The 26,305-nt window shown below is 42.6% G+C and carries 27 protein-coding genes and 1 pseudogene; 11 read left to right on the top strand and 17 right to left on the bottom strand.

Features of this window, described 5'->3' with window-relative positions:
• Positions 1-68: 68 nt before the first annotated feature.
• Positions 69-1,241, bottom strand: coding sequence for a YbfB/YjiJ family MFS transporter (locus tag Q4492_RS08785; protein WP_303417017.1), 1,173 nt, complete (start codon positions 1,239-1,241; stop codon positions 69-71).
• Between the two features lie 111 nt (positions 1,242-1,352).
• On the opposite strand from Q4492_RS08785, the gene Q4492_RS08780 reads away from it, so the two are divergent.
• From Q4492_RS08780 to rimK, 3 genes and pseudogenes are all read left to right on the top strand, one after another.
• Positions 1,353-2,216, top strand: a complete 864-nt coding sequence (locus tag Q4492_RS08780; RefSeq protein ID WP_303417014.1) for a LysR substrate-binding domain-containing protein — start codon at positions 1,353-1,355, stop codon at positions 2,214-2,216.
• Positions 2,217-2,258: 42 nt separating this feature from the next.
• Positions 2,259-2,696 (top strand): annotated as a pseudogene (locus Q4492_RS08775) (ATP-dependent zinc protease); the annotation flags it as partial.
• An 87-nt stretch (positions 2,697-2,783) separates the two neighbouring features.
• Positions 2,784-3,695, top strand: a complete 912-nt coding sequence (rimK, locus tag Q4492_RS08770; protein WP_303417235.1) for a 30S ribosomal protein S6--L-glutamate ligase — start codon at positions 2,784-2,786, stop codon at positions 3,693-3,695.
• A gap of 7 nt (positions 3,696-3,702) precedes the next feature.
• On the opposite strand, the gene Q4492_RS08765 is transcribed toward rimK, so the two are convergent.
• On the bottom strand, positions 3,703-4,599 hold the full coding sequence (locus Q4492_RS08765) for a LysR family transcriptional regulator (RefSeq protein WP_303417011.1): 897 nt from the start codon (positions 4,597-4,599) through the stop codon (positions 3,703-3,705).
• A 62-nt stretch (positions 4,600-4,661) separates the two neighbouring features.
• Positions 4,662-5,063, bottom strand: a complete 402-nt coding sequence (locus tag Q4492_RS08760; protein WP_303417008.1) for a hypothetical protein — start codon at positions 5,061-5,063, stop codon at positions 4,662-4,664.
• A gap of 351 nt (positions 5,064-5,414) precedes the next feature.
• On the opposite strand from Q4492_RS08760, the gene Q4492_RS08755 reads away from it, so the two are divergent.
• Complete coding sequence (locus tag Q4492_RS08755; protein WP_067867550.1) at positions 5,415-5,681, top strand: hypothetical protein; 267 nt, start codon at positions 5,415-5,417, stop codon at positions 5,679-5,681.
• A 76-nt stretch (positions 5,682-5,757) separates the two neighbouring features.
• Here the strand turns inward: Q4492_RS08755 and Q4492_RS08750 are convergent, their stop codons facing one another.
• From Q4492_RS08750 to arsC, 8 genes are all read right to left on the bottom strand, one after another.
• The gene (locus Q4492_RS08750; protein WP_303417004.1) at positions 5,758-7,347 is read right to left on the bottom strand and encodes a GDYXXLXY domain-containing protein; all 1,590 of its coding nucleotides are present in this window, start codon (positions 7,345-7,347) and stop codon (positions 5,758-5,760) included.
• A complete protein-coding gene (locus Q4492_RS08745) occupies positions 7,340-8,347 on the bottom strand; it encodes a DUF2157 domain-containing protein (protein WP_303417001.1) in 1,008 nt (335 codons plus the stop codon). The genes Q4492_RS08750 and Q4492_RS08745 overlap by 8 nt, the downstream gene beginning before the upstream one ends.
• 109 nt (positions 8,348-8,456) lie before the next feature.
• Entirely contained in the window at positions 8,457-8,708 is a 252-nt protein-coding gene (locus tag Q4492_RS08740; RefSeq protein ID WP_303416998.1) for a zinc ribbon domain-containing protein, read from the bottom strand.
• 46 nt (positions 8,709-8,754) lie between these two features.
• On the bottom strand, positions 8,755-9,225 hold the full coding sequence (locus Q4492_RS08735; RefSeq protein WP_067867534.1) for a nucleoside triphosphate pyrophosphohydrolase family protein: 471 nt from the start codon (positions 9,223-9,225) through the stop codon (positions 8,755-8,757).
• A 52-nt stretch (positions 9,226-9,277) separates the two neighbouring features.
• Positions 9,278-11,050, bottom strand: coding sequence for a SufS family cysteine desulfurase (locus Q4492_RS08730; RefSeq protein ID WP_303416993.1), 1,773 nt, complete (start codon positions 11,048-11,050; stop codon positions 9,278-9,280).
• Entirely contained in the window at positions 11,013-11,450 is a 438-nt protein-coding gene (locus Q4492_RS08725) for a DUF2069 domain-containing protein (protein WP_067867531.1), read from the bottom strand. The genes Q4492_RS08730 and Q4492_RS08725 overlap by 38 nt, the downstream gene beginning before the upstream one ends.
• Positions 11,451-11,475: 25 nt before the next feature.
• Complete coding sequence (gene wrbA, locus Q4492_RS08720) at positions 11,476-12,075, bottom strand: NAD(P)H:quinone oxidoreductase (RefSeq protein WP_303416988.1); 600 nt, start codon at positions 12,073-12,075, stop codon at positions 11,476-11,478.
• A 1-nt stretch (position 12,076) separates the two neighbouring features.
• Positions 12,077-12,427, bottom strand: coding sequence for an arsenate reductase (glutaredoxin) (arsC, locus tag Q4492_RS08715; protein WP_303416986.1), 351 nt, complete (start codon positions 12,425-12,427; stop codon positions 12,077-12,079).
• 175 nt (positions 12,428-12,602) lie between these two features.
• On the opposite strand from arsC, the gene Q4492_RS08710 reads away from it, so the two are divergent.
• Genes Q4492_RS08710 through Q4492_RS08700 form a run of 3 tightly spaced genes read left to right on the top strand, consistent with a single transcriptional unit; the run spans position 12,603 to position 15,265 of the window.
• On the top strand, positions 12,603-13,862 hold the full coding sequence (locus Q4492_RS08710) for a YihY family inner membrane protein (protein WP_303416983.1): 1,260 nt from the start codon (positions 12,603-12,605) through the stop codon (positions 13,860-13,862).
• Positions 13,863-13,894: 32 nt separating this feature from the next.
• Entirely contained in the window at positions 13,895-14,179 is a 285-nt protein-coding gene (locus Q4492_RS08705) for an acylphosphatase (protein WP_303416980.1), read from the top strand.
• Between the two features lie 36 nt (positions 14,180-14,215).
• Positions 14,216-15,265 (top strand): HDOD domain-containing protein, encoded by a 1,050-nt coding sequence (locus tag Q4492_RS08700; RefSeq protein ID WP_303416977.1) that lies wholly within the window; start codon positions 14,216-14,218, stop codon positions 15,263-15,265.
• Between the two features lie 63 nt (positions 15,266-15,328).
• Here the strand turns inward: Q4492_RS08700 and Q4492_RS08695 are convergent, their stop codons facing one another.
• The 4 genes from Q4492_RS08695 to Q4492_RS08680 all read right to left on the bottom strand — a co-directional run bounded on the left by Q4492_RS08695 (position 15,329) and on the right by Q4492_RS08680 (position 19,153).
• Positions 15,329-17,053, bottom strand: coding sequence for a proline--tRNA ligase (locus tag Q4492_RS08695; protein WP_303416974.1), 1,725 nt, complete (start codon positions 17,051-17,053; stop codon positions 15,329-15,331).
• An 83-nt stretch (positions 17,054-17,136) separates the two neighbouring features.
• Complete coding sequence (locus tag Q4492_RS08690; RefSeq protein ID WP_303416971.1) at positions 17,137-17,976, bottom strand: mechanosensitive ion channel family protein; 840 nt, start codon at positions 17,974-17,976, stop codon at positions 17,137-17,139.
• Between the two features lie 23 nt (positions 17,977-17,999).
• Positions 18,000-18,479, bottom strand: coding sequence for a DUF523 domain-containing protein (locus Q4492_RS08685; protein WP_303416968.1), 480 nt, complete (start codon positions 18,477-18,479; stop codon positions 18,000-18,002).
• 242 nt (positions 18,480-18,721) lie between these two features.
• The gene (locus Q4492_RS08680) at positions 18,722-19,153 is read right to left on the bottom strand and encodes a MaoC family dehydratase (protein ID WP_303416965.1); all 432 of its coding nucleotides are present in this window, start codon (positions 19,151-19,153) and stop codon (positions 18,722-18,724) included.
• Positions 19,154-19,410: 257 nt separating this feature from the next.
• On the opposite strand from Q4492_RS08680, the gene fabV reads away from it, so the two are divergent.
• From fabV to Q4492_RS08660, 4 genes are all read left to right on the top strand, one after another.
• Complete coding sequence (gene fabV / locus Q4492_RS08675) at positions 19,411-20,604, top strand: enoyl-ACP reductase FabV (RefSeq protein WP_303416963.1); 1,194 nt, start codon at positions 19,411-19,413, stop codon at positions 20,602-20,604.
• A 107-nt stretch (positions 20,605-20,711) separates the two neighbouring features.
• Positions 20,712-21,455 (top strand): META domain-containing protein, encoded by a 744-nt coding sequence (locus tag Q4492_RS08670; RefSeq protein ID WP_303416962.1) that lies wholly within the window; start codon positions 20,712-20,714, stop codon positions 21,453-21,455.
• Between the two features lie 94 nt (positions 21,456-21,549).
• Positions 21,550-23,760, top strand: coding sequence for a YgiQ family radical SAM protein (locus Q4492_RS08665; protein WP_303416960.1), 2,211 nt, complete (start codon positions 21,550-21,552; stop codon positions 23,758-23,760).
• A 119-nt stretch (positions 23,761-23,879) separates the two neighbouring features.
• Positions 23,880-24,065, top strand: coding sequence for a hypothetical protein (locus Q4492_RS08660; protein ID WP_067867486.1), 186 nt, complete (start codon positions 23,880-23,882; stop codon positions 24,063-24,065).
• Between the two features lie 66 nt (positions 24,066-24,131).
• On the opposite strand, the gene Q4492_RS08655 is transcribed toward Q4492_RS08660, so the two are convergent.
• Positions 24,132-24,734, bottom strand: a complete 603-nt coding sequence (locus Q4492_RS08655; protein WP_303416957.1) for a DUF5610 domain-containing protein — start codon at positions 24,732-24,734, stop codon at positions 24,132-24,134.
• A 234-nt stretch (positions 24,735-24,968) separates the two neighbouring features.
• Positions 24,969-26,297, bottom strand: a complete 1,329-nt coding sequence (locus Q4492_RS08650; protein ID WP_303416955.1) for a diguanylate cyclase — start codon at positions 26,295-26,297, stop codon at positions 24,969-24,971.
• Positions 26,298-26,305: the final 8 nt, after the last annotated feature.

The following is a 26,305-nucleotide window of genomic DNA, read 5'->3' as shown; positions in this document are numbered from 1 at the left end:
AAGGTACGACCCAGCTCCAAGCGATTAAAAGTGACGGGTGATATTTCAACAATATCTAGACAACTGCTTTATAGAGCATCTCGCTCAGTGATCATCAAAATTGTTGAGATAACCGCCCCTAATAAAACCATACCTGCTGCTATCCATAAGCCTAAATTGTAGTCACCCAATCGTTCAGCAAGATTGCCTGTAATGGCGGGTGCGATGATTTGGGCGACACCATAGGTTAAGGTCATTTTACCCATGAGTTTGGCAGGTTTAGTCGGGTAAAAGCGGCCAGCCATCGTTAATACTAAACTTACAATCCCGATAAATGTGCCGCCAAAAAGTACAGCGCTTATAATAACGGCTATGGCTGAATCGGTAAGGGCGGGAAGAATAATCCCCAATATTTGTATGATATAAGCGATTAATAGAGCGGTTAACACACCTAACTGTCGAGCGATTAAATCCCAGATAATACAGGCCGGTGCTGCAGCTACCCCAACGATAAGAAAAACAATGGGGCCTAACCCTTGTAGAGCTTCTTGCCTATCCACAATAGCAACAATAAACGTGGCGCTGATAACATAACCGTATCCCGCGCAAAAGTAGGCGGATAGCATAAGGAAGAGAAAGCGCTTGCTGGGTGGATTATCCACCATTTGAGCACCTGAGATAGTGGTGCCAGAGGTATCTGGACGTGGTAGCCAAGCCCACGCAGGGATTGCTAAGAGTACGCCCAAACCTGCGAATAACCACCAAAGCTCTTGCCAGTTAAGTTTTATATCCATTAATGCGACAACCGCAGAGCAGAAAATAATGCCCAATCCCATGCCTGAAAAATGAATACCCAGTTCACTGCGGAAGTTATGTCTAATCAGCCAGTTTAAGATTAAACCTGAACCTATTAATAGACCTGCGGCACTCGTTAGCCCTGCAAAAAAGCGCATAATTCCCCAGATGATGACATTATCAGTAACAGCCATACCTGCGGTTGTTAGAATGGCAACAATGAGTCCCCATCTATAGAGTTTATCTTTCAAGACTAAGTCACTTATTGATGCTGCGATAAAAGCACCGGTCATATAGCCCATGTAATTAAAAGTAGCTAACCAGCCACCAACGGCATCCCCAATGCCAGCCTGAGCTTGCATTATTGGCAGCATCGGTGTGTAGGAGAATCGAGCAACGCCTAGCATTAGCATTAGGCTAAAAATACCGGCAATAAGGACTTTATATTTTTGTAATTGAGTCGTCATAATTTGGGTTCATAAATAACTGGTATAAGAGAGATTAACTCGCTTAAACTATCACTACAAATGAATAAATAAGAATCTTTTATTCAATATTAGAGAAGGGTGGAAGTTGGAATGGAGTTGGTCTCATTAAATACATTTAAAACTGTTGCAGAACAGGGTGGAGTGTTAGCGGCTTCACGTCTACTACATACTGTTCAATCTAATATCACCGCAAGAATTAAACGCCTTGAAGAAGAGCTTGGCTCTGAACTGTTTTATCGTAAAGGGCGAGGGTTAGAGCTAACGCCTGCAGGCCATACCTTACTTGAATATGCTAATAAATTACTTCACCTTGAGCAGCAAGCCTGCATGGCGGTAAAGCAGGTGGGAGAATCGGTGGGTGAGATTCGAATCGGTTCAATGGAGTCTTTCGCTGCGACGAGAATGCCGGGACTTCTCCAGTCGCTTCGCAAAGCTCATCCTAAGTTAATACCTAGGATTAAAACAGAAACTAGTAGTGAGCTTGTTCAAGATATTCTCAATTATCGCTTGGATTGTGCATTTGTAGGTGGTCCTATTGAGCATCAACATCTAATCTGTAAGCAGGTGTTGGTTGAAGAGTTAGTATTAGTGTCAGCGAAAAATATAGATGTTTCCGATTCATTGATCCTTTTTCGTGAAGGCTGTGCTTATCGTGAAAGGGCGGTTAGTTGGTTAAAAGACAATGGCCGTATAGATACTGAAGTCATGAGTATGGGGACGCAAGAGGGTATTTTAGGCTGTGTGGCCGTTGGTTTAGGTTTTACGTTAGTCCCGCGTAAAGTGGTTGAAGAATCTCGGTATGCTAATGATCTGAATATGGAGATTTTAGCACCTGAATATAGCCAAGTGCCTACGTTATTGGTGACGCATAAAGATGCCGCGCAAATGGCGGGGATTCAAACATTGTTAGGTTTATTTAAAGATGATCTCCCTGAATGGGAATCGGCTGCTTAATATTGCATTTATTGCTTGCACCTTGAGCTTGTTCAAGTTTCAATGGCGCAAATTTTTTTATGGTACTTTTCGGGTATTAGTATGGGACTTAGTAAACTATTAGTTGGTGCTGAAGAGTGGTGTCGTTTTCCCGACTTGGCGTTGCCGGCAGTAAAGGCGCGTGTTGACTCCGGTGCAAAAACATCGTCATTACATGCATTTAATATTCAACCTTTTAAACGGGGTGGAGTGCCATGGGTTCGTTTTAATATCTGTCCTATACAAGATAACCGTAAAACACTGGTTTCTTGTGAGGCACCGGTTTACGATCGCCGAAAAGTTAAAAGCTCAAGCGGTACTTCTGAAACCCGATATGTGATCAAGACAACACTAGGTATCGCTGATTCTAGTTGGGAAGTTGAGGTTACTTTAACAAATCGCGACGCAATGGGTTATCGCATGCTGCTTGGTCGTGAAGCTATGTCGGGTCGAATTCTTGTTGATCCTGAAGGGCGTATGCTGCTAGGTGGTTTGTCTGATGCTGAGCTTAAAGATCTTTATCAAACCAAAAAGCCATCAGTGGGTGGTTTGAAGATCGGTTTGTTGGCAAGTAATCCTAACTTGTATAGTAACCGTCGTATTATTGAAGCGGGCGAGCAGCTTGGTCATGAAATGGTGTTTTTAAATATTAAACACTGTTATATGAAGATGGATGCTGAAGAGCCAGAAGTTCACTACCGTGGTGGACGAGTACTTGATGATTTAGATGCGGTTATTCCACGTATTAGGCCGAGCATGACTTTTTATGGTTGTGCACTAACGCGCCAATTCGCCTCTATGGGTGTTTACTGCTTGAATACAGCGGCGGCAATTACACAATCACGGGATAAGTTACATTCTTTGCAGCTGTTGTTTGAAAATAATATTGATATTCCTATTACGGGTTTTGCTAACTCGCCATTAGAAACAGATGATCTGATTAGCATGGTTGGTGGTGCTCCACTTATTGTGAAGCTATTGGAAGGTACGCAAGGTAAAGGTGTTGTCTTAGCTGAAACCAATAAAGCGGCTGATAGTGTTATCAATGCATTTAAAAGCTTAAATGCTGATATTTTAGTTCAGGAGTTTATTAAAGAAGCTCAAGGCAAGGATATCCGTTGTTTCGTTGTTGATGGCAAAGTTGTCTCAGCTATTCAGCGCGAGGCCGAACCTGGAGAGTTTAGAGCAAATATTCATCAAGGTGGTACTGCCAGTGTTATTCGTCCTACAACGGATGAGAAACGCATCGCTATTAAGGCTGCTAAGTGTATGAACTTAAGCGTGGCGGGTGTTGATATTATTCGCTCAGCTAAAGGGCCGTTGTTACTTGAAGTTAATTCCTCTCCTGGATTAGAGGGGATTGAGGGTGCCACCGGTAAAGATATTGCGAAAATGATGATTCAAGCTATAGAGAAAAAACTACAATGGCAGCAAGCGAGCACGAGTGCTGCCGATCAATAGTAAAAAATTAGGGTTTATTTAACCATGGATGCTCTTCAAGACTTTCGATCATGAAATCGATAAAGAGCCTCACTTTAGGGTTTAAATGTCTTCTACTAGGGTAGAGGGCATTTATACTTACATCGGGGGCTTGGTAATCAGAGAGTACTTCTTTAATAAGCCCAGATTCAATGTCATCCATACAGAACTGGATCGGTAGGCGCGCTATGCCTAAGTCCTTTCTGAGCATTTCACGGCAGAAACTAATACTGTTTGCGCGAACTTTAAAGTTTGCGGGTACTGGTTTTCCATCGTTCCAGTTTTCAAAGATCCAGCCAGGATCCGATAAGGCTCCACCTAGGCAGTGGTGATTAATTAGATCATCAGGTGTTTTTGGCTCACCATGTTTTTCTAAATAGTTAACCCCAGCATAAAGCTTGATATTTACATCAGCAATTTTTCTGCCTATAAGGCTGGAATCGGTTAATTCACCCACTCTTAATGCGAGATCAATGCCGTCCTCTACTAAGTCTACTAAACGGGGGCTAAGCTCAATATCAATTTGAATCAGGGGGTACATCTTCATGAAACCTGCGATCACATCGTTCATGATAAAGATGCCCATTTCTGGAGGCATGGTAATGCGTAAACGTCCCTTTGGAACCGCTTGCTTGGATACTACGCGATCTTCAACGGCTTCCATCTCATCGAGTAGAGGCTGACAGCGTTGAAAAAGGTCTTGCCCTTCAGAGGTTAGGCTAAGTTTACGTGTTGTTCGTTGTAAAAGCCTCACTCCTAGCTCATCTTCAAGCTGGGCAATTCGTCTACTGATTGTTGATTTTTGTATCCCTAGTTTATCGGCAGCCGCAGTAAAACTGTTATGCTCAATTACGCGTATAAATAGCCGTACATCATTTAGGTTCATAGTAATTCTTAAAATCAGTCAGAAAAGGGGAGGCAAGTAAAGCAACCAACTTTTTGATGGACCTAAGAGCAGCGACCTTTAGTTGTTAATGTAACTGAAGGTGTTGTTGTTTTAACTGCTTCGAATGTCATATCCGTTTTGTTGATCGTCAGAGTAGTCGTATCCATACCACCCATAATAGGATCTTTAGCTGTTCTACTTAGTTTGACCATATTGCTATCTTGTTCAACATTAAACCCGCTGACGCCATTAATAGTGCCCGATGAGCCATCAATTGTTATAGCGTATTTACAGTGTTCTTCTGGGCAATCACGTGTACCTGGGGTTTTCATAAAAGGGGCCGTGAATACCGCATGGGTATAGGTACACTGGTAGTGGGTAGCTTCTGCTTGAACGGCTGTAGCTAATAATGAGAATACAGATAATCCTGCACTTGCGATAATCAAATTTAATCTACGGTTCATATTCCTTTCCCCTTAAATTTCCTTGTTAGAGTTTAGGGCAATTTATTGATTGCTTAAACCTTTTTTATTGTGTTTTGTTTTTATAGAACAGCCAAATTAGCTCTTATTGAAACAACTAAAGAGCCTAACATAATGGGTGGCTTGAAATTTGTTGTATGAAGTTTGTACATTTAATCTCGCATATTCAAGATTGAATGGTTAATATGCTGCCACTGAATAATTATCAGTAAAGCTGTCTGTTGATAGAAAAGTAGTATACCTGAGCTGGATTTACCGGCTGTAGTCAGGCCGTGTCGTTCAACCGTTCTGTTTGCGCTTTTAGCGCTTCTACTTATCAAGGAGTCATTCGTTATGAAAAAGCAATTGATTACAACAACGCTTGCAGCAATATTAGTTCTTTCTCCGGCGTTAGCCGTTCATGCTGGTGAAGCCTCGTCCGATCGTGTTCAGGTTAGAAAGCTTGTTTCAGTCCAAGAGCGTGCAGCCCACCGTACAGAGTTGAAAAATGCTGCGACTGCTGAAGAGCGTGAGACGATTCGTACAGAGTTCCGTACTTTAATTAAGCAGCGCGCCGATGAAAAGGGCATCACGCTACCTGAAAACTTTAAAGTAGAATAAGCGTACTCTGCCGGAGGAACCGTTTCTATTCTGTTCCCCCGGTTTTTCTTTTTCCGTTTTTACATTTACTGCCCCATTAGGGTCTATTTGTACCTAATAAAACATACTGCTTGTCACGAAGCCCCACTAGAAGCATTTCCCCGTCACCGCTAACTTTAAATTCACCGTATTTAGCTTTCTCATAGATTTTGGCACTGCCTTCTTGGAAGAAGAATGCGTTAGTGGCAAATTTTAAGACACCATCACGGATCCTATAGTGCAGCTTGTGCTGTTGAGGCGATAGCTCGGCATCAGGATTGAGTGTAATAAACTGAGCGACACTGTGTTGATCGAGCTGCACAATGGCAAACCCATCTACGGATTCTTTGTCGCCGATCGCGTACTGAATCGTTTGACTCATTCTATAACGAAGTCGCATATAATCTCCCTGCATCAGTGAACGTGGATCAACAGGCGCCAGTTCGAGTAATACGCTTTGCCCTTCGCGAATTAACGATTCCTTTTGATAAATATTTATATTGATAGCGGCTAATACGATTAAGATGGTGGCTAAGGAGATCCATTTTTTTCCATTCATTGGTGCGCTGTTAGCTGGGTCTAAGGTAGGTTGAGCCTTGCTGAAGTAATGCAGCGCTCCGACAATTGTAAGGCAGACTGCGCCGATGGAGAGTAAATAGATCGATTTAACCAGCAGTGTTTCCGATAGGCTGTAGTAGTACCAAGATATAAAGCTGATTAAGGCAAGGATGCCTAACGCCATTAAGATAAGGCGCTGTCTAAAGAAGCCGACCAACAGAATTAAGAGAGCACTGCTAACACCTGCAATATTAAACGATAGCCCGAGTAGCATGAGGGTTGCGATAACCGCGATAGAACCGGATGGCGAGGCCAGTTTGATGTTCTGTTCTGACAGAATGGCAAAGACAAGGTAGAGACATGTGCCCGCTAGGATCAGGCTCCCAATCAAGGGGCTGTATTGTTGTAAAAAGCCCACCTCTGCTCTGAATAGGTAGTGTGAAAGTTCATGTTGAAAGAGGAAATGCCCGCTAAATTGCAGAAGTGATATCGCGAGGCCAAAGCTGATAGGCAGCAGATGTGAACGGTATTTATACCAATGTTTCTCTCGGATCCAAATCAAGGTGAAAAGCGCTGCGGCGAGTGCGCTATCTAAGCCAAAAATACCCTGTTGGTTTAAGCCCCAAAAGAGCGCAACCATGGCGAACCAGCTACTGAAAACCCGATGTAAGAAATTCGGCATAATCAAAGCTAAAGCCCCTTGAAATAGGGCTAAGATCAAAAATGCGGAGGAATCTGAAATCGAAAAAACGGTAAAAATGCCCCAAGCTACCATAAACTGGCCGCACAAACTGATAGCTAAACCGAGCTGCTCTAAGAAAGGAGTCTTATCATTACGAAAGATAAAGTACGCGGCAGTACAACAGATAAGGCCGCAGAGGGCCAGTAGCACTTGGTTATCGTAGATAAATAAGCTACCAATAATGGTGCCGACAAAGGCGAGTAAAAACAGCGCGGCTATCCAACCGGCAAAGCCCTGCATTGTTTTTATATACCAAGGGCTTAAATCTAATTCGTTTTCCGGATAGTCAGTGCGGGTCAGGTTATTTCTCTGCAATTCAAGCCATAGCTCATTCCCAGAATTACGCATCCTGATGCTCCTTATCGCTCGTGATTGGCTGATCGGCTGCATGTTCTTTACTAAGTTTTTTTAACCAGATGCCCGCAGATGAAGATAGCCCGATAATAAATATTGCGATAATTAAGAAGGCGTCGCTCTCTAATGCATCATTAAATATATAAATTAATAAGCTACTCGCAATAACAATAGCGCTGGTTACACAGCCAGAAATAATGAAAAGATCGAAGAGGCGGTAGCGGTAGTAGAGATAAGTGCAGAGGATCCAAACTAAATAACAAGGGAGTCCCCATTGTAGTTCGGCCTCATCAAATATGGCCCAAATCGCCAACCATGTTGCGGCTATGCCGGACGCTAATAAGCAGGTTTGAACGACCAAACGGTTATCTAAGCATCGTGTTTTACCCTGTTGAAGTACTTCAAAGGCGATGGCAAGTAAGGTATTGAATAGCAGGAAAAGGCCCACTAAATCGTCATAGTGCAGCAGGATGCCAAAGACACCGCGGAAATCATAATAGTAGAGGTAACAGGATAAATTGATTAAGAGAACCCACAGGAGCCACAACGTGCTTGCGCGGTTGGTGACGGCGATAGGGGTCATAAATAAGGCCCAAAAGGCAAACAGCTGCCAAGGGTCAGCGCCGGTTTGGTAAATCTGTCCACTTAACGCAAGCAGGGCGCCGATCAGCATTACCATAAGGAAAGCGATGGCGGTGCTTGGTAGGGTGAACGGTTTGAGCTTGGTATAGATCAGGGTACTGACCACCAGAGAGGTTTGCATTAAGGCGAATTTAACGAGGTTGCTCATCTCATCCCAGTTAAATGCAAAGAAGAATAAAGTCCCCGCTGCCAGAGAGATAACACCCAGCCATAGGAAGAGGTTTTTTATAAACTGAAACCATTGTTGATTATCTGGGTTTGCATGGGAGAGTGAGAGGGCGGTATCTACGTCATCTGGGCTGATGTAGCCTTGCTCTGCCCAATGGAGTATATGTTGGCGCTTTGAATTCATAAAACAGGCTTCCTGCCGATAGTCGTAGTGAAAACGCTATAGGTTTAAGTGTAATGAGCTGCCTACAATGATCCTGATTCGTTGTAAGCAGATCGGATTGCATCGCTTTCTAACTACAGCCTCCACTCGGGCAGTCTTTTCCGCTCATGCAGGGTAGATCTTTGGCCTTTATTTTAGGGCCATTTTTTACCATACCTGTAACCGCTAATAACTTAGTTACTAATGATTTTGTAGGTATACCTTGAGGATCAATATTTGCTAATAGGCAGAGCTCCTCCCAGTTTTTTGGAGTAAGCGCTACAGTATGTGTTACTTCGATGATATCACCGGTTTCTTCAATGCGGTAATCATATGTCGGCATCGGTTAATCCAAATATAGTAGGTTTAAGATCTGCAAACGAGTGTTGTTAGTCTAGTACAGGTTCATGCCAGTTAGTGTTTTTTAAGAACTTGTGAGCTGGGTAGAACTTACCATCACTGCCAGTTTGGTCTTTTGTGGATTTTACATAGGCTTCTGGAAGTTCACCGCCGGCATAAACATCTAGGCCTTTTTCATTTCGGTAGAAGGCAAGCGTTTTGTCGATCTCTGCTTGGGTTTTACACAGCTTTGATAAGTTGCTTGCTTGAACCGCTGCCATATCTTTGTCGGCATCAATGCCCATAATATGTGCCATGCCGTAAGTCACTACTAGAATATCAGCGACCGCATCACGTATTTCAGACATGTCTTTTTTCTCTATACCTTCAACAAGCTCTGCAAGCTCTTCTTGGATAAGGTGTAGCTGTTTGGCTGACTTTTCCCAATTAGGGTTTTGCATATCCCCTTTCTCGTTTCCGAAAACTGTATTTAGATAGGAAACATCAGTGAAATTGCTCATCTTTACTCCATTACTTGTTAAAAATAGTCAGAATATTTAAATATTAATTATCTTAAGAGCTATCTGTTTGCTTTGCGGCCAATTGATAAATTTTATCGACTACTGCGCGAATACCATTGCCGCGTGAGGGGCTTAAATGGCGTTGTAAGGATAGCTGATTAAAAATGGATTCTATATCAATATCTTGGATCTGTTGTGCTGTTTTATTATGAAATAGATCTAATATTAAGGCTAATAGACCGCGAATAATACGGGCGTCTGAGTCTGCTCTCAATTGTATACGCTGATCTTGCCCTAGTTCATAAAGCAGCCAAGTGTTACTTTCACAGCCCTTTACTCTATTGGCATCTGTTTTGAGATGTTCAGCTAAGCTCTGTAGTTGTTTGCCTTGTAGCATGATTTCACGATAACGGGCATTCCAATCCCGTAGGCTGAGCAATTTATCGAACAACCCTTTTTTTGCTTCCTCTATCGCATGGGTAGACGGGGTGTCTTTAGAATTAGAGGTAACTAAAGCTGACTCATCACGGCTAATCATATCTAATGCTGTGACGAAATTTTCTACCTCATTAAGCGTATTATAGAAAGCAAAAGATACCCGTGTAGTACCTGATAAACCTAGAGCTTGCATGAGGGGCATAGCACAGTGATGACCAGTGCGAACAGCAATACCTTGTTGATCTAGCAGATAGCCAATATCTTGTTGATGTTGATGAGCTAAAGTGAAAGAGATGAGGCTTACAGACTTTTGAGGTGATGCGATCCGCTGCCATCCTTTAATTTGAGAACAACCATCAAGTGCAGCTTTATATAAGCTAGTTTCATGCTGTTCAAGTAGGTGCCTATCTTGGGCTTGTAGCCATTCAATAGCGGAGGCAAGTCCTATAGCGCCAGAGATGTTAGGTGTGCCCGCTTCAAATTTAAAAGGTAAATCATTAAAGGTGGTTTCGCTGAAACTCACTTGAGAGATCATCTCTCCACCCGCTTGCCATGGAGGCATGGCTTCTAATAATTGTTGTTTCCCATAAAGCACCCCTATGCCTGTTGGCGCGTATAATTTATGTGCTGAAAAAACATAAAAATCTACATCTAGGTCGTTTACATCGACTTGAAAATGAGGGAGTGCTTGGGCTCCATCAATTAAGGTTAAAGCGCCTGCATCGTGAGCTAAAGATATGATCTGCTTAACGGGATTAATCGTACCTATGGCATTAGATACATGAGTAATAGCAACAAGGCGAGTTTTATGGGTAAGTAAGGTTTTATAGGCCTGTATATCAAGGTCGCCACTCGCTAACAGTGGAATAACTTTAATAATCGCGCCGCTTCTCTGTGCGAGCAATTGCCAAGGAACAATGTTGGCATGATGCTCTAGAGGGCTGAGTATAATTTCGTCATCAGGCTTTAAATAGCTTCCCCAGCTATTGGCAATTAGGTTGATTGCTTCAGTTGTGCCGCGGGTCCAGATGATCTCTTTACTGCTTTTAGCGTTTAAAAAATGGGCGACGGTGTCGCGAGCGGCTTCAAACTTACCGGTTGCCTCGGTGCTTAAAGCATGGCTTGCCCTATGCACATTGGCATTAAATGTGGCGTAGTAATTATTTACGCTCTCAATAACAACACTTGGCTTTTGCGTCGTCGCGGCGTTATCTAGATAGATAAGAGGGCAGCCATTAACCTGCTGTTCTAAAATAGGAAACTGGTTGCGTACCTGTTCTAGGGTTTGTTTCTTTGCTTGATCTGAGGCCGTCATGACTCTCTCTAGCGAATAAGTTGTTGAGCGACGTTTAGCTTTCTGGGTTTTTGCTGTTTGCTTTCTTTTCATTATCCCAATGGGCTAACTGTTTGTTGTAGCGGCTCTGCCAGCGTGCATACATCATTGAGCTGGTGAACAACGTGCCGACTAACAGCGAGTAACCTAGCCCATAGATAAACGTATTGGGGTTGGTTGCAGCTAAAACTGACTGAATAAATGGCAGTAATAATACGAAGCATAGCCAAGCGTGGCCGCGAGGATTCCCTGTAATAATGACACGAATAAATGCGAGTAGTGGCAACATATGAAGTAAACTGATCACCCATGGATGACCGGTAGGTACTGGAATTAAAAACATATGCCATAAGATAAACCAGCCTAATAAAGCGGTGTAACTGGTAACTGTTACTCGTCTGCTAAAAAGGGCTTTAGCGGCGTAATTATGGTCGTCTGGTATATATGCTTTCAAAAGAGAGTTCTCAATGTTGTTAGGTTTACAGTTTATGGCGGAGCTTATGTGCGAGTTCGCCAAGACGTTTGCCTTGCGCGACACAGAGTGACAACTCATTGTCATCAAGCGGGCGGTTATCTTGGCCTGCAACATGGGTTGGGCCGTATGGTGTTCCACCGGTTGTTGTCTTTAACAAAATAGATTCGCTGTAAGGTAGGCCTGCGATCACCATACCCTGATGGAGCAGGGGGATCATCATAGAGAGTAGAGTCGTTTCCTGTCCGCCATGGAGGCTAGAGCTTGAGCTAAATACGGCGGCAGGTTTGTCGATTAGCGCGCCAGAAAGCCAAAGGGCACTTGTTCCATCGATGAAATATTTTAATGGTGCTGCCATATTGCCAAAGCGGGTTGGGCTACCGAGGGCAAGACCTGAACATTCAGCCAAATCCTGTTCGCTGCAATATAGCGCGCCCTCATCGGGTATGTCGGGTGCCGTTGCTTCACATATAGTTGAGATGGCAGGCACTGTTCGTAATCGAGCTTCCATGCCCGATTGTTCAATCCCGCGTGCAATATGCTGTGCCATAGATCGTGTTGCTCCATGGCGACTGTAGTAAAGAACTAACACGTAGGGCTGAGACATGTTACAAAATGTCCAAAACGGACTCAGGAGGACGTCCTATTCGTGCTTTATCACCTTTGATGACGATTGGACGCTCAATAAGTTTGGGTACCTCGGTCATTACTTTTATAATCTGCTCATCTGATAAAGCGGTGTCATCTAAACCTTGTTCTTTAAATTCAGGCTCTTTCGTGCGTAAAAGCTCGCGAGCTGATATCCCTAGTTGTTTCAACACAAGTTTAAGCTCATCCGCAGAAGGCGCATCATCAAGATATTTACGTATATCTGGTTGAACGCCTTGCTCTTCAAGTAAAACTAAAGTTTGACGGGATTTGGAACAGCGGGGGTTGTGGTAGATAATTACTTCACTCATTGTGCTATACCGTACTTATTAATTATTAATCAATCAGAGTAAAACGGATGATTGATTTAACATGTTAGGTTATTTTGCATCATTGTATACGGCTATAAGATAGATTTCATGAGTGAATCACCTTTTTAGGTACCTATTACTTATTGTATTTTTGAACGCTGTTTAAAGGAGTGTTATGAGCAGATTGTTTAACCATCCCTATCTACTGTTTCTGAGGTATCTTTTTGCCCAGTTTCGTCATAACCAAGGGATTTTGAATTCAGCGGCATTAACTTATACCACGCTATTTGCGGTAGTGCCTTTAATGACAGTTTCCTACGCGATGTTGGCCGCTGTGCCATCTTTTCAAGGGGTTGGACAAGAGCTGCAAGGTTGGGTGTTCCAAAATTTTGTACCGACAACTGGTGCAGTAGTACAAGATTATCTAACTGACTTTTCATCACAGGCTCGTAAACTAACGGCGGTTGGTATCGCTGTATTAGCGGTAACGTCGATCATGATGATGAAGAATATTGAAGCGGCGTTTAATCGTATTTGGCGTGTATCAGAGCCGCGCAAAGGGTTATCAAGCTTTCTACTCTACTGGGCTATTTTGAGTTTAGGTCCAATTCTAATTGGCTTAGGTCTGTTGCTGACCTCTTATATTGCATCTTTACCTTTTATTTCCTCTGCCACAGAGCTTGTAGGTAGAGGTCGTTTGTTGAGTTTGTTACCTACTTTGTTTTCTGCTGCTGCATTCACGCTGATTTATGTTGCCGTACCCAACTGCCGCGTTCCTTTTAAAAGTGCGTTGATCGGTGGTGGTGTTGTGGCTTTGTTGTTTGAAACCGCTAAACGTGGTTTTGCTGCTTTTGTTACTCAGTTTCCCTCTTATGAATTGATCTATGGTGCATTTGCTGCTGTTCCTTTGTTTCTGCTTTGGATCTTTATTAGTTGGGTGATTATTCTTATGGGTGCAGAATTGACTCGCTGTATTACGGTTTATCGGCCAATGGACAAAGGTAAGAAAATACCTCATTTGTATACAGTCGTCGCGGTTCTGTATCGGCTTTGGAAAGCGCAAAATGAAGGTGTAGCGGTCACTGATCGATGTTTGTTACAGGAAGTGGATACACTAGATCAAGGGCGTTGGGATACCTACATAAGATTACTAATAGAGGAGGGGGTGATCAAGCGTAGTGATCAAGGTGAATACCTGCTAAGTCGGAGTATGTCGAGTTTGTCCTTATATGAGCTTAATGACTTATTACCTTGGCCTACACCAGCACCGCTGAAAAATGACTCTGTCCTTGAGTGGGAAAGGGCTTTAAATCAACGCTTACAAGAAGTTCATCATATAGAGAAGAATACTTTTTCTGTATATATGGAACAGTTGTTTAACGGTGATTTAGTAGTTGATTCTACTGGCGATAATGAAACACACAAAGACGTATGAGTTAATCGTTATAATATTTGATGGGGATTAGTATGACGGAAGTTTGTCTGCATGCGGTTGTTATTGGTCGCGTTCAAGGTGTTTGGTTTCGGAAGTCGACTCAAGAGTATGCTGAGTCATTAGGGTTAAGTGGTTGGGTTAGAAATCTTCCGGATTCAAGTGTAGAGCTGATGGCCTGTGGAGATGAACTAGGAATAAGGCAACTTGAAGCTTGGCTGAGTCAGGGCCCTGAGTTGGCTAGTGTTGCTGAAGTCCAAAGTCGGTTAGTTGCGTTGGAAAAGCTACCTTTTCCCTTCGTTGTGGTGGAGCTTGAATAAGTTTTCAGCGTTGTTGTACAAGTGGGGGATGATTATATGTTTGAGCGAATAAAAGCTTTTTTTTGCGGTAAGCCTCAACTAGAAAACGCCTCTGTTTTTAAAGCAGAGTCCTCCGATAAAGCTCAAAAGAGTAGTGAGTTAACTTTATTAGAAAGTGAAAGTTATGGTTTTAAATCCTTAGATAACGCGCGTGAACTGAGTTTAACCTTTGTCAGTAGTTTGCTGGGGGTTAGGGCATTAGATTCTGATGAATCCAAAGAGCAGGAACGTTTGTTAAGAGCGTCTTTGGATGAGGAGCTGATTGGTTTAAGTGATGAATCAATACCTAAGTTATCTAAAACGGCATTAACACTTATGGCCGATCTTCTTGATTCAGATACTGCCCAGAGCAAAATCATTACTGCAATTCAAGAAGATCCGGCACTGGCGGGAAAAGTTATATCGATTGCTAATTCGCCTTTTTTTGTTTCTTCCGATATGGAGATCAAAGATTTAGGTCATGCTCTCAGTCTTTTGGGTGCTGAGAGACTAAAAAAAGTGGTTATGTCTTCTCTGTTAGCAGATAAGTTTGAAGTGAATAGCTATTATTTTGAAACCTTTGGTAAAGCGTTGTGGGCACACTCATCAGAGGTCGCGGAAAATGCCCGTAAAATTGCTATAAAAGTTGGTGCTAATCTTAACTTGTCTTATTTTGTTGGCCTGATTCACGATATAGGTAAGTTAATGATTTTTAAAAAATTGGTTGAGTTGCATAGTCATGAAAGCATAGAGCCTCATCCACAAGTATTTAGTCATCTTTTGAATGATTATTCCCATGCTTTAACACGTCAAGCCTGTGAGTTTTGGGCGTTACCTGAACATTGGTATCAGCCGATACTTGAGTGCCAGACAGCAGAACCCGGTGATTTGAAACTGCCTGAATCTATGGCCCTCTTTTTGGGTAATCATTTTGCGGAACTGCATAGTCTTCATCAGGCGGGTGAGATCACTGATTTTGAATTGGTTTGGCGACTTACTGAAGTTGGTTCGAATATTGATGAGTACCAAGGTCTATATTCAGATTCGTTGAAAGCTGAAGAGCGATAATTAAGGCAATAAAAAACGGGCTCAATGGCCCGTTTTTAAGTGGTGAAGTAGGTTGTATTCAAATTAAAGGTTAATGCGCTCCGCTAGAACAGACATTAGCTCTTCTACTTTGATATCTTGTTTATCTGTATCACGGCGACCTTTGTACTCTAAAGTACCCGCTTCTAAGCCTCGTGGTGAAATAACAACACGATGAGGAATCCCCATAAGATCCATATCTGCAAACTTCACACCTGGACTGGTCTTTTTGTCGCGATCATCCAGAATAACGTCATACCCTGCTTGCTGCAGATCTTTGTACATCTGGTCGGTTAATGCTTTTACATCATCCGATTTGTCGTACTGAAGAGGGATAAGTGCAATATGGAAAGGCGCAATGCTTTCTGGCCAGATAATGCCGCTCTCGTCATGATTTTGCTCAATGGTTGCAGCAATAACACGTGATACACCGATGCCGTAACAGCCCATATCCATAACGACAGATTTGCCGTTTTGGTCGAGGACTTTAGCTTCTAAAGCTTCAGAGTACTTTTGGCCAAGTTGGAAGATGTGACCGACTTCAATACCGCGCTTAATTTCAATGGAGCCTTCACCGCAAGGGCTTGGGTCACCTTCGACGACGTTACGAATATCAGCGACCTGTGGAAGATCTACATCGCGGTTCCAATTGATACCAAAATAGTGCTTGCCGTCTATATTAGCACCAGCGCTGAAGTCTGATGTTTTAGCCACTGTACGGTCGGCTATCACAGGAATCTCTAAACCTACTGGGCCAAGAGAGCCAGGGCCTGCACCAATTAAATTGCGAATTTGCTCTTCTTCCGCAAACTCTAGAGGCTCTGCAACTTCAGGTAATTTCTCTGCTTTGATCTCATTGAGTTCGTGATCGCCGCGAACCAATAGAGCGACGAAATCTGCTTCACAGGCATCGGAAGCCACAACAAACAATGTTTTGATTGTTTTTTCGATAGGAACATCAAACTGAGTAACCAGTTCCTCAATAGTTTTCGCGTTAGGCGTATCTACTATTGTCATTTCAGCGGTCGGTGCTGCAAGCTCGCCTGCAGGAGAGAGCGCTTCGGCTAATTCAATATTGGCCGCATAATCACTAACGTTTGAAAAAGCGATATCATCTTCGCCTGATTCAGCCAATACATGAAATTCATGGGAGGTGGCTCCGCCAATAGAACCTGTATCAGCTAATACTGGGCGGAAGTCTAAACCTAAACGGTTGAAGATCGCGCTATAGGTTTGATACATCTGTTCGTAAGTTTGTTGTAGCGACTCAGTACCTACATGAAAGGAATAGGCATCCTTCATAATAAATTCCCGTGAGCGCATTACACCGAAACGGGGGCGTATTTCATCGCGGAACTTCGTTTGAATCTGATAAAAGTTAGCAGGTAGCTGTTTATAGCTTTTGATTTCGCGGCGGATAAGGTCGGTAATTACCTCTTCATGCGTAGGGCCCACACAAAATTCGCGGTTGTGACGATCTTTGACGCGTAATAGTTCTGGACCATACATCTCCCAGCGGCCTGATTCTTCCCAAAGTTCAGCCGGTTGAATCGCAGGCATAAGGACTTCCATTGCGCCAGACTTGTCCATCTCCTCTCGTACGATTCGCTCTACTTTTCGCAGGGCGCGTAATCCCAATGGAAGCCAGCTGTATAGGCCTGAAGCAACTTTGCGAATCATACCTGCGCGTAACATTAGCTGATGGCTAACGACTTCTGCGTCAGATGGAGTTTCCTTAACCGTGGAAATGAGATATTGGCTTGTGCGCATATTATTACTCAATCAAAGAATTCATTAACAAAACGAGGCACATTGTAGGTGCCAGTGCTTGAACTGCCAAGTAAAAATGAAAGTTATGAAGCTGCTTGAGTCAAAGTGACTTCTCGTTGCGGGAATGGAATGACTATTTTGTTTTCTTGTAATGCATTGTATACGGCTAAGTTAACCTGATATTGAACCTCAAAATAGCGCTCAGTTGGCACCCAATAGCGATAACCAATATTGATAGATGAGTCGGCAAAAGCCTCAATGCCTACTTGAGGTGCTGGGGTTGTTGGAATCTCATTAAATTGTGTAAGGGCGTGGTTGATTACGTTAATTGCTTCTTCAGGTTTGCACTGGTAACTGATGCCAACGCAAGACTCGACAATTTTATATTGAAATGAATTGATGATAACTTCGCCAACAATATGCTTGTTGGGGATGGTTATCATCTCTCCATCTTCTGTATCAAGGATAGTGTAAGCCAAACGTATCTCTTTAACTATTCCTGATATGTTGTTGATATTTATAGTGTTTCCAACAATAAAAGGGCGGGTTATTATAATGGTGAAACCTGCGCCATAGTTGGAGAAAACCCCTTGTAATGCTAAGCCTAAGCTTAATGAAATGGCACCTATAGCGGCCACGAAGGGGGCGACACTAATACCAAATTTTCCTAAGCAAACAATAAGCACCATTGCGATAATAAGGAGCTTAACGCAGCTGGAAATAAAGAGGCTTAAGGTAACATCGACATTTTTCTTTTCGCACAGCCTTAGGACAATTTTTGCTATCCAGCGGGCAACGATGAGCCCCAATAGGAAAATAATAATGGCGCCAATTACTTGGAAGCTATAGTTGACGAAAAATTCGATAACCATATTACTAAGCTTAGTAATTGTTTCTAACTCATTTTGAAGTTCTTGCTCCATTACTACCCTCTGCGGAAAAATGATTAAGCGGTGATTCTTTCTGAATCTTCGATAAAAGCAAAGAGTTCTGCAAGTTGTTTTTCATTAAAAACAGGAATACCGTTTCTTAAGAGTTCAGCTGCCGCTACACCCGCACCATCCGTTAAGGTGTTTGTGAAGTTACCATCATAGATTTGATTGTTGCCGCATGAGGGGCTTTTGGCCTTCATTAAGGCGCAAACTACACCTTCGCGTTTGGCTATTTCGAGGGTTTTTTCTGCACCACTTAAATATTGGGGCGTTACATCTTGCCCCTCTTTTGTGGTGATAAGTATCGGGAATTTACACTGGGTTTCAGCAGGGGGACGTGGGGTTGCTAATCCACCTGATATTTCAGGGCAGATGGGCACTAAACGTCCCTCTTCACGCCAGCGCTGTAGTTTCGGGTGATTAATTAAGTGATGACCACCATCGAAGCGAACTTTTTCTCCGAGCATGCAGGCACTAATAAGAATTCGTTTCATATCCGTATTTCTTGTTGTTATTTTTTGCGCACATTTTACGGGACAGTAAAAACTTATCAATGAACTAAAGTATAAATTAAAGATTTGATTTGATTTAGGTCAGTTGGCACTAAAAAATTAAGCAGTCTTTAACGGCTGCTTTTTTGATGGGAAGAGGAGGAGTGAAGGGTTGCCTGTTTAATATAGAAAAAACGATAAGCACCATTTTATAAAAGAAGTGGTGCTTAATCGTATCGGTAATTTTACGCGTCGCGTTTATCAACCATAAATGTGGCGCTACCAGTCGCAACTACTTTGTCGCCCACATAAACTTCTGTTTTGCATTTGACTCGTTTGCGGCGCGTATCAATTTCTTCAACGGTGAGGACCGCATTAGCTGTATCGCCAATGAAAACAGGTGCTTTAAATTTGATCTGTTGATCAATGTAAATGGCGCCAGGTCCTGGTAATTTTGTACCTGCTACAGTGGAGATAAGAGCTGCGCTAAACATACCGTGAACAATGCGTTTACCAAACATTGTTGTTTTTGCGTATTCATCGTTGATATGTACTGGATTTGTATCGCCAGATATACCTGCAAACAGACAAACATCGGCATCGGTGATGGTTTTTGCAAATGAATCGTTCATTCCTACTTCAAGGTCTTCTAAGTAATAACCATGTAAATCGGACATTGGGTAATTCCTTAAATAAGCGTCAATAATAGTGTGATAATAACGAATATTACGGATGAATAGCTAATAGAAAACAGCAGAGGTAACAATTCGATAGAATTGGCTAATCCGCTGGCTAACTATGGTTATAAACATTAAATATTACAATCCAAGTGTTTTTGTTGGTTTTTTAGCCCTGATATGACGCTGTAAATTTTGTGCTATTTCATGTATCTTACGAATCAACTTTATTTACTGGATTTGAGACCCGTTTACGCATGATTATCAAACCAAAAATTCGCGGTTTTATTTGTACTACTACACACCCTGAGGGCTGTGCAGCCAATGTTCGTGAACAAATTGCCTATACTAAAAGTAAAGGTGAAATTGCCAACGGACCTAAACGTGTTCTCGTTATTGGTGCATCAAGTGGCTATGGCCTTTCATCACGTATCGCTGCGGCGTTTGGTTCAGGTGCGGCGACTATAGGCGTTTTCTTTGAAAAGCCGGGCACAGAGCGTAAGACGGGTACAGCGGGTTGGTATAACTCCGCGGCATTTGATGCAGAAGCGAAAGCGGCTGGCTTATATTCAAAAAGTTTGAATGGCGATGCTTTTTCCCATGAAGCTAAAGCCAAAACTATCGAATTGATTAAAGAGGAGATGAAGCAAGTTGACTTGGTTGTTTATTCTCTTGCTTCGCCAGTGCGAAAAATGCCTGATACAGGAGAGGTTGTTCGCTCCTGTTTGAAACCTATTGGTAAGCCTTATCAGTCTACGGCCATTGATACTAATAAAGATGCCATTATTAGTGCTGAAGTTGAGCCGGCTACCCAGGAAGAGATCGACGCGACCGTTACCGTTATGGGTGGTGAGGATTGGGAATTGTGGATCAATGCACTCGAAGAAGCCGACGTTCTGGCTGAAGGTTGTAAGTCTGTGGCTTATTCCTATATCGGCTCCGATATAACATGGCCGATCTATTGGGATGGTGCTTTAGGTAAAGCTAAGCAAGATCTTGATCGAGCAGCGTCTGCAATTGATGCTAAGCTAAAAGTTAAAGGCGGGCAGGGGAATATTGGTGTTCTTAAATCGGTCGTTACTCAAGCGAGTTCAGCGATTCCTGTTATGCCGTTGTATTTGGCTATGTGCTTCAAGGTGATGCGCGAGAAAGGCTTGCATGAAGGCTGTATGGAACAGGTTCAGCGCTTGTTTGCTACGGGTCTTTACGGTGAATCGGTTGTTATGGATGAGAGTAACCGTTTCCGTATGGATGATTGGGAGCTTAAAGATGAAGTTCAAAATGCCTGTCGCGAAATCTGGCCTCAAGTTACCACAGAAAATCTGTTCGATTTGACCGATTATCAGCTTTATAAAGATGAATTTTTAAAATTATTTGGCTTTGGAATTGAAGGCATCGATTATGATCTTGATGTCTCTCCGCTCGTGGAGTTTGATGTAAGCGATATATAGTTAATGGGTTATTTGCCAGATAGTAGCGGTATGCTACTATCTGGTGTCTGTAGGTCTTTTATATATCCTTTCTAACCCTGTTTTTTTACTTCAAACGGAATTGAAGAATGCGCTTTATACCTGTAACTCTACTGTCTGTAGTTTCCTCTTTTATCCTCTCTGGATGCCTGTCACAGCCTTCTATGTATAAGAGTGATGGCACTTCTGTCATCATCGATGCGCAGCCATTATCACACCTGCCAGAATCTGCGAAAGTTGAGATTTCATTAATTTATAATGACCATAGCGTTAAATCCGAGGTGATTGAAGAGGGTGGCTATTTACCTTATGACTATGAGCTACCGGTTGAAGCGGAGAAGCAGTTCTCAGTCAAAAAAATCAAGGTGACGGCGAGTATTGGGACGCAAAGGGTATTAGAGGGCGAGAAAGTACTCCCCATTGTCGATGATGCCCCTGTTGTCTTGCATGCGCTTAGTGAGCTTGTTTTGAAGAATACTTATTGGCGAGCAGAGGATATTTCTGGACGGGGTATTCCACCATCGACCGAAACGACTCTGGTTTTTAATAGTAATAATCGGTTATCGGGTTATGCTGGCTGTAACTTATATCAAAGCGCTTATGCCTCTTTGTCGGTGTTTCTTGAAATTGATAAAGCCCGTTTAACACGGCAGCGCTGCTCTAGTCCTATCATGTACCATGAAAATCGTTATTTAGCCCTACTGACTTCAGCGGAGTATTTTTCTATTGATGAGCAAGGTAATCTTGCGATTTACTTGTCTGAACGTGAAAAGCCGCTTAAATTTACTCCAATAACCTATCCAGAAGCCCAGCAATCTATGATTCTTCAGTAAAGTTTTCATATGTGAGCGGTTTTCACTGGGAGTCACCTCTAGTTTCTGAGAAAATAGATTTTCTTAGTCACTTACTCCGGTCTATACCTCCTATATGAGTCAAATCAAAGCCCCTGATCTATTTTCTTATCCTAAATACTGGGCTGAATGTTATGCGCCAGCTCCTTTTTTGCCTACCACTCGAGAAGAGATGGAGCAGCTTGGTTGGGATAGCTGTGATGTTATTATCATTTCAGGGGATGCTTATGTAGATCATCCTAGTTTTGGCATGGCTGTAATGGGGCGTCTGTTGGAGGCTCAAGGCTTTAGGGTCGGTATTATTACGCAGCCCAATTGGACAAGTGCGGATGATTTTAAAGCATTAGGTCAGCCAAATTTATATTTTGGTATTACCGCAGGGAATATGGACTCCCTTATTAACCGTTATACGGCGGATAAGCGTATGCGTCATGATGATGCTTATACGGCGGGTGGAATGGGAGGTAAGCGTCCCGATCGAGCCGTGATTGTTTATAGTCAGCGTTGTAAAGAAGCATACAGAGATACACCGGTTGTTTTAGGTGGCATTGAAGCGAGTCTTCGTAGGATAGCTCAATACGATTATTGGAGTGATAAGGTTCGCCGCTCTGTATTGATGGATGCGACAGCGGATATTCTGCTTTATGGTAATGCGGAGAGAGCGATTGTTGAATTAACCCATCGCTTAGCTAATGGCGAAGCTATTGAAGCTATTAACGATCTGCGTGGTACAACGATTCTTTCTTCAGCGATTCCAGCTGATTATATTGAGGTTGATTCTACACGTATCGATTGGCCGGGTTATATTGAAGATCTACCAAATCCTTATGAATATAAAGATGTAGCAACTTGCGATAAAAAGGATGATGCTGACAATGCGGTTCAACCTTTGCGTATCGTTCCTGCACCTTTAAAGGGTAAAGAGAAACTGCCAGACGAGGCTTATATTCGTTTACCTTCCTTTGAAAAGGTATCAAAGGATCCGGCGCTGTATGCTCATGCTTCGCGGGTGTTACATCAAGAATCAAATCCCCATAATGCTCGCATATTAGTGCAAAAACACGGTAATCGTGAATTGTGGGTTAACCCTCCACCGATTCCATTGACCACCTCCGAGATGGATCAAGTGTTTGGTTTGCCGTATCAGCGTATACCTCACCCCCGTTACGGACAGGAAAAAATTCCTGCCTACGATATGATTAAATTCTCTATTAATATTATGAGGGGGTGTTTTGGTGGTTGTACTTTTTGCTCAATTACCGAACATGAAGGGCGAATTATCCAAAGCCGTTCCCATGAATCGGTAATTAATGAGATTGAGGAGATAAGAGATAAGGTTCCAGGCTTTACGGGCGCTATCTCAGATTTAGGGGGGCCTACCTCTAATATGTATCACCTTAACTGTAATGATCCAGAGATCCAGTCTTCTTGTCGTAAGCTTTCTTGTGTATATCCTGTTATCTGTAAGAACTTAGATACTGATCATAGTCCAACGACTCAGCTTTATAGAAAAGCACGTAAAGTGAAGGGCGTACATACAGTATCTATCTCATCGGGTCTGCGTTATGACTTAGCAGTAGAGGATCCGGAATATGTACGAGAGCTGGTGACATATCATGTTGGGGGATATCTCAAAATTGCCCCTGAGCATAGCGAAGAGGGCACGCTATCAATGATGATGAAACCTGGGATGGGGACATATGATGCGTTTAAGAAGATGTTTGAGCGTTTTTCCCGTGAGGCGGGCAAAAAACAATATCTTATCCCGTATTTTATAGCAGCTCATCCTGGGTGCGAGGATGAGGATATGGTCAACTTAGCTCAGTGGCTTAAACGTAATGAGTTTAAAGTTGATCAGGTGCAAACGTTTTACCCTTCGCCGATGTCTCTAGCAACGGCGATGTATCACTCAGATAAAAATCCGCTGAAAAAAGTAACCTATAAAAGCGAGAAACTCTATACACCTAAGAATGATGATCAGCGAAAGATACAAAAAGCATTGCTGCGTTACCATGATCCTGTGAATTGGCCGTTATTGCGCCAGAAACTTCCAGAGATGGGGTTTGCTCATCTGGTGGGGGATGGTAAAAATAGCTTAGTACCTGCTGAGGAGGAAAATACAAAAAAAACACTTTCTCGGAGCAAAGGAGGAGCTAAGCAGACGAAGAGAAATGCTTCGTCAGCAAGTAAGCGGTCAACGGATTTAGCCGCTAATGGCAAAAAACCTAAAAGCCAAAAATTTAATAAGCCAAAGCGTAAGCAGCAGCGATCATTGAAACCAAAATAGATAAGTTCAAGAAAGGTCTGTTCAAATAGATGGCTGTTGTTAAAATGTAAAAGCAGCCGATATTTGGTTTCATTAACGTATGAATATTTTAGTGCAGGATCAGCATAGGAGGGCTCCACATGGCAGCTACCGACAAAGTACATCCTAAATTCACAGAGGCGATGGAGAAGCTATCGGCAATGAGCGAAGAGGAAAGGCTTTCAGAGAAAAATAAAGATCTTTTTGAGCAAGCTATGAATTATGCCCCGCTTGATATACAACCAAAACTGGTCGCTATTCGCAAAAAGTATGATGAGTTGCATTAAATCTCGGTCTATATAGTGTCGCATATAAAGCGGCACTATATTTTTACCTATATCTTAACCGATCGTTTACATTCTTAGTCTATTCAAAAGCTCATCATCCCATATATCATCAGGCTCGATCATCAATTCTGATTCATTATCTAGGTTGCTCTCATCATCGCAGCAGTAACCAAAGCTCTGGCTGTACTCACTTAGCTCTGCATAGAGTTGTTCTTCTATTTCCTCTACTTGCCAAGCAATTTTCCCTTCGAGGAGCTGTTTGCTATCAAGCACTTCTCTTGTCTCTATAATCCCATTACGAAGCGCTTCTTTAGTCATATTAATGAAGCAATCGAGAGCGGAAGATTCATTTAACTCCGTATGGTACTCAGTGAAGGGGATAAAAAGGTTTATTGCTGTTGAAAGTATATCTGTTGCAATGACTTCGGGGCTTGCTACATCTTTCGCTTCATAATTTAAATCGAGCGGGGTATCGGACAGCTCTAGCGCAAAAATTTTATTGAAATGACTGAGTATCGAATGATAGAGCAGGGTTTGTAAATATGATTTCTGGGCCTGTTGCTTAGAGCTCGATCTTCGTTTGATGATACTTTGCTCAGGCCCATCGCCTGTAAAGGAGGGGCGGTGGCGTTTGGGTGTTGTTGTGGGGTGGGTGTTATTTACAGTCATCACTTCCTCCTAAGGCTGAATATTTCTGTTGATTAAGTATTGACCATTTTTTAGAGGGCTGACTGATTTTTATTCAATTGAAGTCATTGCTTCATGGAAATAATTCAGTTTTGACTTACTTGTTATTTCGGATGGCTTGATCTGTTAAGACGATCTGGACAACGTTAGATCTTAAGGGAGTGGGAAGTTCTCTGTTGTGTGTGAGGTATAGTTAAACCGAAAGTGGCTTGGGTTTTATTTGTATAAATAATAACCATTACCGCCTAGTGATTTTGCAGCGTACATTGCCTTATCAGAATTGCTGATTAGTTTGTCCGCATCATCGCCATGCTCTGGGTAAACTGAAATACCAGCGCTAGCGCCGAGATTAACTTTAATATTGTCAATTACAAAGGTATGTCTTAGTGAGGTAATGATTTTCTGTGCAACAACGACAACGCTTTCAACGGAGCCAACCTCTTCGAGTAAAACGGCAAACTCGTCGCCGCCTTGGCGCGAGACCGTATCTACTTTTCGGACGGCTTCTTTAATTGTATTAGCTGCGTGGATTAGTACTTTATCCCCAAAAGGGTGACCGTATGTATCATTTAAAGGTTTAAAGTCATTTAAATCTAAATAGATAACAGCGCATCGAGTGTTATTACGATTGGATTGCTGGATGCTTTGGCTGACACGATCAAGAAATAAAGCACGATTGGCAAGGCCTGTTAAGGCATCGTGGAATGCTAAGAATTCTAGTTTATCTTGGGTCTGTTTTTGTTCTGTATTGTCAGTGAATTGCCCCATATAGTGGGATATCTTTCCATCACTTGAACGAATAACCGATATTTTTATTTTTTCATTGTAGAGTTGGCCATCTTTTTTGCGATTCCAAGTCTCTCCTTCCCAATAGCCGTGGTAGTGGAGTTGGTGTTTAATGCTTTCCATAAATTCGGGGGCGAGCCAATTAGCATTGATGATAGAGGCGGGTGCGCCAATTATCTCATTGGCTGAAAAGCCAGTAATTCTTATAAATGCAGGGTTGACTAGTGTTATTTTGAAGCCCGTATCGGCAATAATGATCGCTTCGTTGCTGTGTTTAATCGCATGTGTTGCCAGCTCGCTATAGGTCGACCCGTTCACTTGTAGGGTTGGAGATAGCTTCATCAGGCCGATGATGCCTGTGACGTGACCACAGTTGTTTTTAAGAGGTGATTTGCTTAGCCAATAGGTATCTGTGGCTGTTGAGTGAAGATATATATTATCTAGCTCTATTGTCGCTTTGTTGTGGAAGACAAGAGCGTCGGAATCGATTAATTGGTCTTGAATGAATTTAGGGAATAATTGACGATCGGTACGTCCTTTGATCGCGTTAACGGGAATACCAACAAGATCTGCATAAGCTTTATTTGCATAAAGGTATTCTGCACGTCTGTTTTTGATCCAAGCAGGATAGGGAAGTGCTTCCAAAATGGTAAGCTGCTGGGAGGGTATAGTTCTATTGTCAACGAGGGGCGATGGCGCATCTATTTTGGGATAAAATGTGCTTTCTTCATCCATGTTGTTGTGTATATCGTTTCCCATTCCCTATA

Source organism: Neptuniibacter sp. 1_MG-2023, from assembly GCF_030547185.1.
Taxonomy (GTDB): domain Bacteria; phylum Pseudomonadota; class Gammaproteobacteria; order Pseudomonadales; family Balneatricaceae; genus Neptuniibacter.
Note: the sequence above shows the minus strand (reverse complement) of the source record. Positions and strands in the feature narration are given on the sequence as shown.